Source organism: Actinomycetospora sp. 2LY8.5, assembly GCF_057180585.1.
This window is the reverse complement of the sequence record NZ_JBXUHE010000020.1, coordinates 58,143-69,596: the sequence shown is the minus strand read 5'-3', so window position 1 is coordinate 69,596 and position 11,454 is coordinate 58,143. Positions and strand designations below refer to the sequence as shown.

Genomic DNA, 11,454 nt, shown 5'->3' with positions numbered 1-11,454 from the left:
GTTGTCGGCCTCCTCGTCCCCTCCCCCACCCGGGAGCCGCCCGTGGCGACCACCACCCGCCCCGTGGGGCCCTTCGCCCGTCCCCACGCTCGCCCTGATGTCGGGGTCCCGCGCGCGCCCGAGGTGCCGGAGGTGCGCGGGCGTGCCGACCGCCTCGACGGCTGGCGCGACCTCCTGCGCGAGCACTTCGTCGCCCTCGACGTGAACGCCGCGCCCGACGACCGCTTCGACGGTGCGGTGCGCAGCAGCCTCGTCGGGCACCTCGCCGTGGCGACCGTCGATTCGACCGGGCAGGAGTGCGTGCGCACCCCGGGGCTCGCGCGCCACGACCCCGACGACTACCTGCAGGTCGGCCTCATGGCGCGCGGCGAGGCGGTGGTGCGGCAGGACGGGCGCGAGGCCCTGCTCGGCCCCGGCGCCTACACGATCTACGAGACGGGGCGGCCGTTCGCCTGGCAGTTCCGGGGCGACTGGCGGATGTTGGTGTTCACCTGGCCCCGCGACCTCGTCGGCATCGACCACGCCACCTCACGGGCCGCCACCGCCCGCGCCCTGGGCGGTGACCGCCTCGGCGCGATCGTCGGCCGCACCCTCGCCGACGTGGTGGCCGCGCCGCCCGAGCTCTCGCCCGGCGCCGGCGCGCGTCTGGCCACCGAGCTCGCCGACCTCCTGGGCACCGTGGCCGGGGAGGCCCTGCACGCCGACCGCCTCCCCGGTTCCCGGGGCGCCGCGGAGCTGCGGGCCCGGGTGGAGGGATACGTCGCCGAGCACCTCGAGGACCCCGACCTCTGTCCGGAGACGATCGCGCGGGCGCACTTCGTCTCGACCCGCCAGCTGCACCGGGCGTTCGCCGAGGCCTCGACGACGGTGGGGCGGCTGGTGCGCCGCCGGCGCCTCGAGCACGGGCAGCGGGAGCTCGCCGACCCGCGCCTGGAGGACCTGTCGGTCACCGAGATCGCCCTGCGGTGCGGCTTCGGCGACCTCGCCGCGTTCAGCCGGGCGTTCAAGGAGACGTTCCACGAGCCGCCGAGCACGTTCCGCCTGCGCCACCGTCCGAGCGAATACCGATCATGAGCGCCGACCGGGTCGTGTTCACCGCGGACGAGCGGGCCGTCCTCCGGGAGGGCTGATGCCCCTTACTCCCAGGTCTGCCGGCGCTTGTACTCCGCCATGATCTCCCGCGGGAGCGGTCCGTTGGCCGGGACGGCGAGCCCCTGCTGGCGTGCCCACATCCGTGCGGCTTCGACGAGGCCGGAGCGGTTGCCCGCCGGGACGGGCTCGTCGTTGTCGTGCCGCTCGCGGGGAGCGGTGGGTTCGCGCTTCGCGTCGGTCATGCGAGTACCTCCGATGACCCGTCGATGACCCATCGGTGACACCGTTGTCACCGCTGTGCCGCGGACCGACGGACGCCGGACCGCTGTGACCCACGTTACGCGCCCGCGACCGCCCCCGCTCCGGCACGGTGGCGACGCACGGCGTCGCGGTTCGCGCAGGCCGGCGTGCAGTAGCGCTGCCGACCGGTGCGCGAGACGTCGGCGAACACCTGCTCGCAGCCGCCCGCGGCGCACCGGGCGAGCCGGTGCATGCCGCGCGCGGTGAGGTGCAGCGCGGTCCCGACGCTGACGAGCGAGCGCAGCAGCGCGGCGAGCGTCATGTCGTCGTCGCGGTAGTGGATGTGCCAGCCGGAGCCGGCGTGGTCGGTGAGACGGGGGTGCGCGGTCGATGTGGCCAGCAGCGTGTTGAGCAGGTCGGCGCGCGCGTCAGGGGTGTCGGCGTCCACGACCGCCACCCAGCGTGCGAGGTACGCACCGACCGCGTCCAGGTCACGGTCCACCGCAGGGCGGTCCACGTCGAGACCGGCGGCCCGGCAGCGCTCGTCGAGCTCCGCGGCGGTCGCCGGGGGGCGGTTCACGAGGTCCACGGCCAGGAGAACGGCGTCACGCCCGTAAGGGTTGAGGTGCACAAGACCATGACACCACGGTGGACGCCATGAGAGAACACCAGTGGTTGACCGTCTCCACCCACCGCACCGCCGACGGGCCCGTGCACTACCAGCGCTGCCGGTGCGGTCGCTGGCGGACGCTGCAGGGCGTCGAGGTGCTCGCGGCGCCCACCGCGTCCTGCTCGCCGCTGCGGGCGGCCGCCTGACCGGTCACGCGCCGCCCGCCAGCTCCGCGAGGAAGCCCGGCACCCGCCCCTGCCCGAAGTCGTGGAAGCGCGCCCACCGCGGCGTGATCACGATGCGCACCATCTGCGGGTACGTCGCCCGCACGGCACGCTCGAACTCGACGGGGTCGATCCCGTCCAGCGACTTCGCGGTCCCGGTGTAGGCGATCCGGGCCAGCAGCGCCGTGCGCAGCAGCTCCTGGGCGCCGGGCTGGGCGAGCTCGTCGGCCGTGGTGGTGGTCATGTCGTCCTCCTCGGGTGCGGTCTGCACCCCGGGGACGGAGCCGGTCCGGCGTTCTCGACACCGCGACAGCGGCCGCCACCCCGGCGGACCCGGCGGACCGGAGGTCCCGGAGGTCCCGGAGGACGCCGCCGACCCTGATCACCAGACCGATACCTCACGACTGGCAGGATCGTGTGGTGGACGTCGCGCTCGAGCTCGGGCTGGTGCTGCTCTTCGTGCTGATCGGCGGGTTCTTCGCCGCCGCCGAGATCGCGCTGGTGTCGCTGCGCTCCAGCCAGGTGTCCGCGCTCGCCGAGCGCGGCAAGCGGGGCCGCGCGGTGGCCCACCTGCGCGGCGACTCCAACCGCTTCCTGTCCGCGGTCCAGATCGGCGTCACGTTCACCGGGTTCTTCGCCTCGAGCTACGGCGGCGCGACCCTCGCGGGGCGCCTCGAGCCCGGGCTGACCGGGCTCGGCCTGCCGGTGGCGCTCGCCGCGACCGTCGCCCTCGTGCTGGTCACGGCGCTCGTGTCGTACCTGTCGCTCGTCGCGGGCGAGCTCGTGCCCAAGCGGCTGGCCCTGCAGAACCCGGAGGGCGTGTCGCTGACGACCGCCCCGGTGCTCGACCGCCTCGCCTCGCTCACCCGCCCGCTGATCTGGCTGCTCTCGGTGTCCACGAACGCCGTCGTGCGCCTGCTGGGCGTCGACCCCAAGCACACCGAGGACGAGGTCAGCGAGGACGAGCTGCGCGACATGGTGCGCACCACCAGCACGCTGACCGACGACGAGCGCCGCCTGGTCACCGACGCCTTCGCCGCGACCGACCGGGTGCTCTCCGAGGTGATGGTCCCGCGGACCGAGGTCGACTTCCTCGACGCCGACCTCACCGCCGCCGAGGCCGTCGCGCAGATCTCCGACCGGCCGCACTCGCGCTATCCCGTGATCGGCGAGTCCGTCGACGACGTGCTCGGCTTCGTCCACGTCCGCGACGTGCTCACCGCCCACGTCACGGCCGAGGGCGAGTCGCCGCGGCTGCGCGACATCGCCCGCTCCATCACCGTGCTGCCCGGCAGCAAGCCCGTGATCGACACGCTCTCGCTGCTGCGGCGCGGCGGCGGGCACCTCGCGCTCGTCATCGACGAGTACGGCGGCACCGACGGGATCGTCACCGTCGAGGACCTCGTCGAGGAGATCGTCGGCGAGATCCGCGACGAGTACGACCCGGCCCACGCCGCCCGCGCGCCGGCCGACGGCCCGCACGAGCTCGACGGGCTGCTGCACCGCAGCGAGGTCGCCGAGCAGACCGGGATCGAGCTCCCCGAGGGGTCGTTCGACACCCTCGGCGGCTTCGTCCTGCAGCTGCTCGGGCGCACCCCGCAGGTCGGTGACGCCGTCGAGGAGCTCGACCACCGCTTCGTCGTCACCGCCGTCGACGGGCACCGCGTGTCCCGGGTGCGGATCACCCCGCTGGTGCGCGAGGAGGCCACCGAGGACGGTTAGATCTCCAGCCCCTTCGGTGGGCCCGCCAGTGCCTCCTTGAGCAGGCGGCTCGGGGCGTCGGCGAGCACCTCCTCGGCGCCCGACTCCACGGCGTCGACGATGAGCCGCGCGACCGTCGGTGCGGCGATCTTCGGGACGTCGAGGTGGGCGACCATGTCGGTGTCCATGACGCCGAGATGCACCCCGACGACCTGGGTGCCCTGGCCGCGCAGTCCGGCCCGGGCGGTGTTCGTGAACGACCAGACCGCCGCCTTGGTCGCCGAGTAGGAGCCGGCGGCGGGCATCGCCGCCCACGACAGCGCGGACAGCACGGTGACCGCGGCGCCGCCACCGCGCCGGGCGAGGACCGGGGCGAACGCCCGCACGAGCGCCACGGGTCCCCAGAAGTTGGTCTCCATCTCGGCGCGGGCGCGCTCGGGGTCGGTCGTCAGCAGCGAGCCGGCCCCGCTGACCCCGGCGTTGTTGACGAGGATGTCGACGTCGCTCGCGCGTTCCGCGGCCGCGCGGACGGTCGCGAGCTCGGTGACGTCGAGCCGGAGCGGCACCACGCGCGGGTCCTTGTGCGCCGCGCCGCGGGGGTCGCGTGCGGCGGCGTAGACGGTGCCCGCGCCCCGGGCGAGCAGCTCCTCGACGAGCGCGGCGCCGAGGCCACGGTTGGCTCCGGTGACCAGCGCGTTCGTCCCCGAGATGATCATCGGTCCAGCCTCTCCACCGTGGCGTCCCTCATGGCTCCTCCTCGCTCGGACCGATCGGTCCTGGACCGATCGGTCCAGATACTTCGCCACGCGCTGAGCGCCGTCAACGCCGGGTGCTCCACGTCACCGGCGCCGGGGGCATCCCGGGAGCAGGATGAGCAGATGGACGAGAACAGTGAGATCGATGTGCGGGAGGAGCCGGACCGCCGGGCGTTCCTGCTGCGCGTCGACGGCGCCGAGGCCGGGCAGGTCGTGTACCACCGGCGGCGGGGCGGCAGCGACGTGCCGGCGGCGATCGTCCTGATCCACACCGAGGTCGACGACGCCTACGCCGGCCGCGGGCTCGCGGGCCGGCTGGTGCGCGCGGTGTTCGACGCCGCGCGGGCCGAAGGCGTCGCCGTCGTGCCGCGCTGCCCCTACGCCCGGCGGTGGCTGGGCCAGCACCCCGAGTACCTGGCCGACGTGCCCGCGCACGACCGCCAGGAGCTCGGGCTGGGCGAACCGCACCGTCAGGAGGCGTCATGACGAAGAGATCGACCCGCACGCGGCACCGTCGGGCACCGGCTGTCTCGAGTGCGACGCGAACGGCGGCTGGTGGTTCCACCTGCGCCGCTGCGCGGCGTGCGGTCACATCGGCTGCTGCGACTCGTCACCGAGCCAGCACGCCACCCGGCACGCCCGCGAGCAGGGTCACCCGATCCTCACGAGCTTCGAGCCCGGCGAGGACTGGTTCTTCGACGACCGCGACGGCTCGGTCGGGCACGGCCCCGTCCTGGCCGGGGCGCAGAACCACCCGGAGGACCAGGGCGTCCCGGGCCCGGCCGACCGTGTACCGAAGGACTGGCAGCGCCGGCTGCACTGAGCTGTCGTCCCAAGGAGATGCCACACGCCGGCGCTCCTCGGTCACACTGCCCGGCGATCTCCGGCGCGGTGCGGCTCCGCCTCACCCAGTAGGTCCGAAGCGCTCCACGCGGATCGTCTTCGAGGGCTGGCCGGCGTCCATGAGCAGCGTCTCCATGGCGCCGGTGAAGCGCGCCGAGCCGCAGAGGTACACGGTGGCGTCGGGATCGACGAGCCCGGCGATCGTGGCCGGGTCGAGGCGCCCGCCCCCGGGCTCGCGGGTCAGGGCGATCCGGGCACCGGCGGCCTCGAGCTCGTCGACGTAGGGCAGGCGCGCCCGGGTCGTCGCGCTGACCGCCATCCGCAGGCGCTCGGGGTGCCCGAGGTCGGCGGCGTGGCGCAGCATGCCGCGCAGCGGGGCGACGCCGCTGCCGCCGCCGACGGCGATCGCCGGGGTGCGCCCGTTCCAGACGAACCAGCGCCCGATGGGGCCGCGCACCTCGAGCTCGTCGCCCGGCTCGACGACGTCGGCGAGGAACGTGGACACCTCGCCGTCGGAGATGCGCTCGACGAACAGCTCGATCAGGTCGTCACCGGGCGCCGACGCGACCGAGTAGGACCGCTGCGCGGTGTAGCCGTCGGGCGCGCGCAGGCGCACGACGTAGTGCTGCCCGGGATGGTGTGCGACCCGCTCGGGGACGGCGAGCCGCAGCACCACGGCGTCGGCCCCCGGGTGCGCGACCTCGACCACGCGCGCGTCGCGCCACGTCGCCGCGGCGCGGCGGTCGTTCGGCCCGCCGGCGCGGTCGTCCGGGACCGCGAAGGCGTCAGTCCCCGTCGAAGCGCTGCTCCCGCCAGGGGTCACCTCGCTCGTGATAGCCGTTCACCTCCCAGAAACCGGGCTCGTCGTGGTCGAGCAGCGTGATCCGCTCGATCCACTTCGCCGACTTCCAGAAGTAGAGGTGCGGCACGAGCATCCGGACCGGCCCGCCGTGGTCGCGCGTCAGCGGCTTGCCCTCGTGCTCCCAGACCAGCCACGCCTTGCCGCCGCGCACGTCGCCCAGCGGGAGGTTGGTGGTGTAGCCGGTGGTCGAGGTCTCGACGACGAACGTGGCCTCGGGCTGCACGCCGACCGCGTCGAGCAGCGTGTCGAACGAGATGCCGGTGAAGTTGGTGTCGAGCTTCGACCACGTCGTCACGCAGTGGATGTCGCCCGCGTACACCGAGGGCGGCAGCAGGCGCAGCTCCCGCAGCGTCCACGTCGTCGGCTCGTCCACCAGCCCGTCGACGGTGACGGTCCACCTGTCGGCGTCGACGCGCGGCGTCGCCTCCGCGGTGAGCACGGGCCACCCCGCCCCGACGTCGTACTGTCCGGGCGGCAGGCGCGGATCCCGCTCCCGCCGTCGCCCGAGGAACCCACGTGTGGTCGCCACGACGATCACCCCACTCCCTGGTCGCGGGTCGCCCACGGTCGAACCTAGCGACCGTGAGGCCCTTCGGACGACCGTTCCAGGGTGACTGCGACGACTCCTCGCCTGGCGCGTCGCGCTCCACACACGTGGGTGTCCGTGCGCATCCCCACCGGCCGGCCCCGGTCGGGCCGCTCCGGAACCTGTCGGAAGATGCGGCGCCGCGGTGTCGTTGCTGACGAACAGAACGGACCTCGTCCGAAGGAGCTGCCGTGCCCACGCCCGACGTCCCGCTCGAGAAGCTGGGATTCCTCACGCTCGGACTCTTCGACGGCGACGATCCCGGTCCCGGCATGGAGAGCACGCTGGAGGTCATCGAGCGGGGCGAGCAGCTCGGCTTCGACAGCGCCTACCTGCGCCACCGGCACTTCCAGACCGGCATCTCGTCCCCCGTGACGATCATGGCCGCGGCGAGCCAGCGGACGTCGAAGATCGCGATGGGCACCGCGGTCACGCCGCTGGGCTGGGAGAACCCGCTGCGGATGGCCGAGGACCTCGCCACCGTGGACATCCTGTCCGGCGGGCGCCTGCAGCCCGGCTTCAGCATCGGCCCGCCCATCCACTGGGAGAACGTCAAGGACGCGCTCTACCCCGACACCGCCGACGTCGAGAACCTGACCTACGAGCGGGTGTCCCGGCTCCTGCGGATGATTCGTGGCGAGGAGGTCAGCACGTTCTCGGGTACCGCGGGCTTCGAGGAGTTCTCGGCCCGGGTCGAACCGCACTCCCCCGGCCTCGGCGACCGCATCTGGTACGGCGCGGGCAGCAGACGCTCGACGCAGTGGGCCGCCGAGCAGGGGCTGAACCTGCTGACGAGCAACATCATCAAGACCGAGGACAGCGACCTCGAGACCGACGGCAGGTGGGACTTCGCCGCCATCCAGCAGCGCCAGATCGCGCTGTTCAAGGCACACCACCCTGACGGCGACGCCGCCCGCGTGTCGCAGGGGCTCGTCGTCATCCCGACCGACTCGGCCACCCCCGAGCAGCGCGCCAAGTACGAGGCCTACGTCGAGAAGCGCACCCCGCGGACCGCGGCGCCGATGGGCCCGCCCGGACCGGGACTGCTCGCGGCACCCGACGTGCTGGGCACCTCCGACGAGGTCGCCGAGAAGCTGTACGCCGACGCCGCGTTCCGCGAGGTCCGCGAGGTGGTGTTCGCGCTGCCGTTCACGTTCGAGCACGAGGACTACGTGCAGATCCTCACCGACATGGCGACCAGGCTCGGCCCGGCGCTGGGCTGGAAGCCCGGGTAGATGGCGGACACCGACGAGGGGCCGGGCCGACCCGGGGATCACAGGCCGTAGGACTTGCCGATGATGTCGCGCTGGATCTCGCTGGTGCCGCCGTAGACCGTCGAGACCACGCTCTGGCGCAGCAGACGCTCCATGCCGTACTCGGTGGCGTAGCCGTAGCCGCCGAGCATCTGCATGCCCTCGAGCGAGAGGTGCTTGGCGATCTCGGTGGCCTTGAGCTTCGCCATCGAGGCCTCGCGTGGGAACAGCGCGCCCGGGTTGGCGTCGATGGTGCGCGCGGTGTCGTGCACGAGCAGCTTCGTGGCCGCGAGGTCGGTGGCGTTGTCGGCGATCCGGTGGCGCATCGCCTGGAAGCTGCCCACCGGCCGGCCGAACTGATGGCGCTCCTTGACGTAGGCGACGGTGTCGTCGAACGCGCGGCGGGCGAGCCCGAGCATGAGCCCGGCGAGGATCATGCGCTCGAGGTTCAGCCCGGCCATGAGCTGGCGCCAGCCCTGCCCCTCGGCGCCGACGACGGCGTCGGCGGGCAGGTGGCAGTCGGTGAAGTAGAGGTCGTTGACCTCCTTGCCGCCCATCGTCTCGATGCCGTGGATCTCGAGGCCCTCGGCGTCGGTGGGGACGACGAACATCGTCAGGCCCTCGTGCTTGCCGCCCTCGGTCGAGGTGCGCGCGACCAGCAGGATCGTCGTCGAGATGTGGGCGTTGGAGCACCACGTCTTCTGGCCGTTGACCACCCAGCCGTTCTCGGTCTTCTCGGCCTTGCAGGTCAGGCCGCCGACGTCGGAGCCCGCCCCGGGCTCGGACATCGAGATCGCCAGGAGATCGCCGTTCACGACACCACCGAGCAGCTCCTGCTTCTGCTCCTCGGAGCCGTTCCGCTCGATGGCGGCCGCGGTGATGATCGTCGTGCCGAAGCCGCCGATCGGGATCTGGTGATACGAGGTCTCCTCGAGGAAGACGAGCAGGTCGGTCATCGACCCGCCGGACCCGCCGTACGCCTCGGGCAGCGCGATGCCGAGCCAACCCTGGTCGGCCATCTTGCGGTAGATCTCCATCGAGTGCGGGCCCTCGGCGGTCAGCTCGTCGCGCCGCGCCTTGTCGGGCACCTCGCGCCGGCCGAACTCGCCGATGGCGTTCGCGAGGTCCTGCTGTTCCTCGGTCAGGGTGACGGGCATCGTCGGCCTCCCTCTCTCAGCTCTCGTCCCAGAAGCCGACCGCCTCGAGGTGGGCGACCAGCAGGTCGCGTCCGTCGAGGACGTGACCTTCCATCGCCGCCCGGGCGCCCTCGGCGTCGCCCGACGCGAGCGCGTCGAGCAGCGTGCGGTGGGCCGCGACGGTGGCGGTGCGCCAGTCGCGGCGGTCGGTGTAGAAGCGCGGCGGCAGGTAGTGCGCGGCGCGCCCGACGAGCCAGGCGAGCTTGCGGGCACCGGCGGCGCGGTTGAGCGCGGCGTGGAAGCGTCCCTCGGCCCGGGCGAGGTCGTCGGCCGGGAGACGAGACCGGGCGGAGCCCGACCCCTCCTGGATCGCACCCGCGTCGATGAGGGCGTCGACCTGCGCGGCCTTCTCCCGCAGCGCCGCGAGCCCCTCGGCGTCGAGGGCGGCCGCGGCCCGGGCGGCCAGCTCGCCGGTGAGCTGGGCCTGGACGGCGAAGAGGTCGAGGACGTCGTCGCGGTCCAGGGGCGCGACGACGAAGCCGCGCCGGGGCAGCGCGCGCACCATGTCGTCGGCGCGCAGCGCCTGCAGCGCCTCGCGGACGGGCGTGGGGCTGACCCCGAGCTCGACGGCGAGGCGGTCGGGCCGCAGGAAGGTGCCGGGGCGCAGGTCGCCCGAGAGGATCTTCTCCCGTAGCTGCAGCGCCACCTGCTCGGGCAGCGCCGGGGCTCCGGTGAGCCTGCCGAGCAGCGCCGTGTCGGGACCGCTCACGGCGTCGGACCATATCCTATGGGATTTGTCGCGACCAGGGTCGAGCGCCGGCGTGGAGAACAGGGGTGGTCAGGCGACCACCTGCGCCGTCTCGCGGGTCCCCGCGCGCCGGACGAGCCGGTCGGCGGCCAGCGCGCCGAGGCCCGAGATCAGGGTGATGAGGACGAGGTAGCCGGCCGCCCCGGCGATGCCCAGGGGCGAGGCGAGCAGCAGTGTCGTGAAGATCGGTGCGAGCGCGCCGCCGACGATCGAGCCGAGCTGATAGCCGACCGAGGCGCCGCTGTAGCGGACCTCGGTCGGGTAGCACTCGGCGGCGAGCGCGGCGGACGGGCCCCACATCGGTGCCGATGCCCAGCGCGCCCCCGCGACGGCCACCGCGATGAGCAGCAGCGACCCCGTCGCCAGCAGCGGCAGGAACACCGCCGCCACGACGGCCGTGGCGAGGCTGCCGGCGACGATCGTGCGCGAGAGCCCCCAGCGGTCCGCGCCTGCGGAGACCCAGAGGATCAGCGGCACCTCGAGGATCGCGACGACGAGCACGATCGCGATCAGCGGTGCGCGCGGCAGGCCGAGGGTGCTCGTGCCGTACTGGATGCTGTACGTCGCGGCCATGTAGCCGATGCCCGTGATGCCGGTGAACATCGCGATGCCGCACAGCACCTGCGGGAAGTGGTGGCGCAGCACCGACGCCAGCGGCAGCGTCATCGACCCGGCGCGGCGCACGGCCACGAACTCCGAGCTCTCCTCGATCCGCAGCCGCACCCAGAGCCCGACGAGCACGAGGACGGCGCTGAGCAGGAACGGGATACGCCAGCCCCACGACGAGAACGCCTCGGCGGGCATCGCGGCCGCGAGCACGAGGAACATCGCGTTCGAGGCGATCAGGCCGATCGGCACCCCGAGCTGCGGGAAGCTGCCGTAGAACGCGCGCTTCGACTCCGGCGCGTGCTCGACGGAGATCAGCACCGCGCCGCCCCACTCGCCGCCGACCGCGAAGCCCTGCACGAGCCGCAGCACGACGAGCAGGACCGGGGCGAGCGCGCCGATGGCGGCGTAGGTCGGGAGCAGGCCGATGAGGGTCGTGGCGACACCCATCGTCACCAGCGTCGTGACGAGGGTGGCCTTGCGCCCGATCCGGTCGCCGAGGTGCCCGAACACGACGCCGCCGATGGGGCGTGCGATGAACCCGACCGCGAACGTCGCGAACGCGGCGAGCGTGCCGGTCAGCGTCGAGACCTGCGGGAAGAACTGCGGTGCGAACACCGTCACGGCCGCCAGGCCGTAGATGTAGAAGTCGTACCACTCGATCGACGTGCCCACGAGGCTCGCGAGAGCGACCTTGCGGACCTCGCGGCCGGAGCGTTTCTCGTCGGCCATCGGGGC

15 protein-coding genes are annotated in these 11,454 nt (G+C 73.4%); 6 read left to right on the top strand and 9 right to left on the bottom strand.

What is annotated here, in order from left to right; genetic code table 11:
* Positions 1-42 precede the first annotated feature (42 nt).
* On the top strand, positions 43-1,074 hold the full coding sequence (locus AC2A1K_RS20645; protein WP_483898193.1) for an AraC-like ligand-binding domain-containing protein: 1,032 nt from the start codon (positions 43-45) through the stop codon (positions 1,072-1,074).
* 62 nt (positions 1,075-1,136) lie between these two features.
* Here AC2A1K_RS20645 and AC2A1K_RS20640 read toward each other — a convergent pair whose 3' ends face one another.
* Together AC2A1K_RS20640 and AC2A1K_RS20635 are read right to left on the bottom strand one after the other, a co-directional pair.
* Positions 1,137-1,334 carry a hypothetical protein gene (locus AC2A1K_RS20640; protein WP_483898192.1) on the bottom strand — a complete coding sequence of 66 codons (198 nt, stop codon included), beginning with the start codon at positions 1,332-1,334 and terminating at the stop codon, positions 1,137-1,139.
* 95 nt (positions 1,335-1,429) lie between these two features.
* A complete protein-coding gene (locus tag AC2A1K_RS20635; protein ID WP_483898191.1) occupies positions 1,430-1,912 on the bottom strand; it encodes a CGNR zinc finger domain-containing protein in 483 nt (160 codons plus the stop codon).
* A 77-nt stretch (positions 1,913-1,989) separates the two neighbouring features.
* Between AC2A1K_RS20635 and AC2A1K_RS20630 the strand changes: the two genes are divergently transcribed.
* Entirely contained in the window at positions 1,990-2,148 is a 159-nt protein-coding gene (locus AC2A1K_RS20630) for a hypothetical protein (RefSeq protein ID WP_483898190.1), read from the top strand.
* A 4-nt stretch (positions 2,149-2,152) separates the two neighbouring features.
* Here the strand turns inward: AC2A1K_RS20630 and AC2A1K_RS20625 are convergent, their stop codons facing one another.
* Positions 2,153-2,410: a hypothetical protein gene (locus AC2A1K_RS20625; protein ID WP_483898189.1), complete on the bottom strand. Its 258-nt coding sequence runs from the start codon at positions 2,408-2,410 to the stop codon at positions 2,153-2,155.
* A 176-nt stretch (positions 2,411-2,586) separates the two neighbouring features.
* On the opposite strand from AC2A1K_RS20625, the gene AC2A1K_RS20620 reads away from it, so the two are divergent.
* On the top strand, positions 2,587-3,888 hold the full coding sequence (locus AC2A1K_RS20620; RefSeq protein WP_483898188.1) for a hemolysin family protein: 1,302 nt from the start codon (positions 2,587-2,589) through the stop codon (positions 3,886-3,888).
* Here AC2A1K_RS20620 and AC2A1K_RS20615 read toward each other — a convergent pair.
* The gene (locus tag AC2A1K_RS20615; RefSeq protein WP_483898187.1) at positions 3,885-4,583 is read right to left on the bottom strand and encodes an SDR family oxidoreductase; all 699 of its coding nucleotides are present in this window, start codon (positions 4,581-4,583) and stop codon (positions 3,885-3,887) included. The genes AC2A1K_RS20620 and AC2A1K_RS20615 overlap by 4 nt on opposite strands.
* Positions 4,584-4,613: 30 nt before the next feature.
* On the opposite strand from AC2A1K_RS20615, the gene AC2A1K_RS20610 reads away from it, so the two are divergent.
* Positions 4,614-5,108 carry a GNAT family N-acetyltransferase gene (locus AC2A1K_RS20610; protein WP_483898232.1) on the top strand — a complete coding sequence of 165 codons (495 nt, stop codon included), beginning with the start codon at positions 4,614-4,616 and terminating at the stop codon, positions 5,106-5,108.
* A 7-nt stretch (positions 5,109-5,115) separates the two neighbouring features.
* Positions 5,116-5,445, top strand: coding sequence for a UBP-type zinc finger domain-containing protein (locus AC2A1K_RS20605; protein WP_483898231.1), 330 nt, complete (start codon positions 5,116-5,118; stop codon positions 5,443-5,445).
* Positions 5,446-5,526: 81 nt separating this feature from the next.
* On the opposite strand, the gene AC2A1K_RS20600 is transcribed toward AC2A1K_RS20605, so the two are convergent.
* Both AC2A1K_RS20600 and AC2A1K_RS20595 read right to left on the bottom strand, forming a co-directional pair.
* Positions 5,527-6,288, bottom strand: a complete 762-nt coding sequence (locus AC2A1K_RS20600; RefSeq protein ID WP_483898186.1) for an FAD-binding oxidoreductase — start codon at positions 6,286-6,288, stop codon at positions 5,527-5,529.
* A complete protein-coding gene (locus tag AC2A1K_RS20595) occupies positions 6,251-6,856 on the bottom strand; it encodes a sulfite oxidase-like oxidoreductase (RefSeq protein WP_483898185.1) in 606 nt (201 codons plus the stop codon). The genes AC2A1K_RS20600 and AC2A1K_RS20595 overlap by 38 nt, the downstream gene beginning before the upstream one ends.
* 248 nt (positions 6,857-7,104) lie before the next feature.
* On the opposite strand from AC2A1K_RS20595, the gene AC2A1K_RS20590 reads away from it, so the two are divergent.
* On the top strand, positions 7,105-8,148 hold the full coding sequence (locus tag AC2A1K_RS20590; protein WP_483898184.1) for an LLM class flavin-dependent oxidoreductase: 1,044 nt from the start codon (positions 7,105-7,107) through the stop codon (positions 8,146-8,148).
* Between the two features lie 38 nt (positions 8,149-8,186).
* Here AC2A1K_RS20590 and AC2A1K_RS20585 read toward each other — a convergent pair whose 3' ends face one another.
* The 3 genes from AC2A1K_RS20585 to AC2A1K_RS20575 form a co-directional block, all read right to left on the bottom strand.
* Positions 8,187-9,323 carry an acyl-CoA dehydrogenase family protein gene (locus tag AC2A1K_RS20585; RefSeq protein ID WP_483898183.1) on the bottom strand — a complete coding sequence of 379 codons (1,137 nt, stop codon included), beginning with the start codon at positions 9,321-9,323 and terminating at the stop codon, positions 8,187-8,189.
* Between the two features lie 16 nt (positions 9,324-9,339).
* The gene (locus AC2A1K_RS20580; RefSeq protein ID WP_483898182.1) at positions 9,340-10,071 is read right to left on the bottom strand and encodes a GntR family transcriptional regulator; all 732 of its coding nucleotides are present in this window, start codon (positions 10,069-10,071) and stop codon (positions 9,340-9,342) included.
* Between the two features lie 69 nt (positions 10,072-10,140).
* Positions 10,141-11,448 carry an MFS transporter gene (locus AC2A1K_RS20575; protein ID WP_483898181.1) on the bottom strand — a complete coding sequence of 436 codons (1,308 nt, stop codon included), beginning with the start codon at positions 11,446-11,448 and terminating at the stop codon, positions 10,141-10,143.
* Positions 11,449-11,454 lie beyond the last annotated feature (6 nt).

What these genes read in the sequence shown, in the direction of transcription:
- AC2A1K_RS20640 (WP_483898192.1), bottom strand. Translation starts at nt 1,334, where the DNA reads ATGACCGACGCGAAGCGCGAACCCACCGCTCCCCGCGAGCGGCACGAC.
- AC2A1K_RS20630 (WP_483898190.1), top strand. Translation starts at nt 1,990, where the DNA reads ATGAGAGAACACCAGTGGTTGACCGTCTCCACCCACCGCACCGCCGAC.
- AC2A1K_RS20625 (WP_483898189.1), bottom strand. Translation starts at nt 2,410, where the DNA reads ATGACCACCACCACGGCCGACGAGCTCGCCCAGCCCGGCGCCCAGGAG.
- AC2A1K_RS20615 (WP_483898187.1), bottom strand. Translation starts at nt 4,583, where the DNA reads ATGATCATCTCGGGGACGAACGCGCTGGTCACCGGAGCCAACCGTGGC.
- AC2A1K_RS20610 (WP_483898232.1), top strand. Translation starts at nt 4,614, where the DNA reads ATGGCTCCTCCTCGCTCGGACCGATCGGTCCTGGACCGATCGGTCCAG.
- AC2A1K_RS20585 (WP_483898183.1), bottom strand. Translation starts at nt 9,323, where the DNA reads ATGCCCGTCACCCTGACCGAGGAACAGCAGGACCTCGCGAACGCCATC.
- AC2A1K_RS20575 (WP_483898181.1), bottom strand. Translation starts at nt 11,448, where the DNA reads ATGGCCGACGAGAAACGCTCCGGCCGCGAGGTCCGCAAGGTCGCTCTC.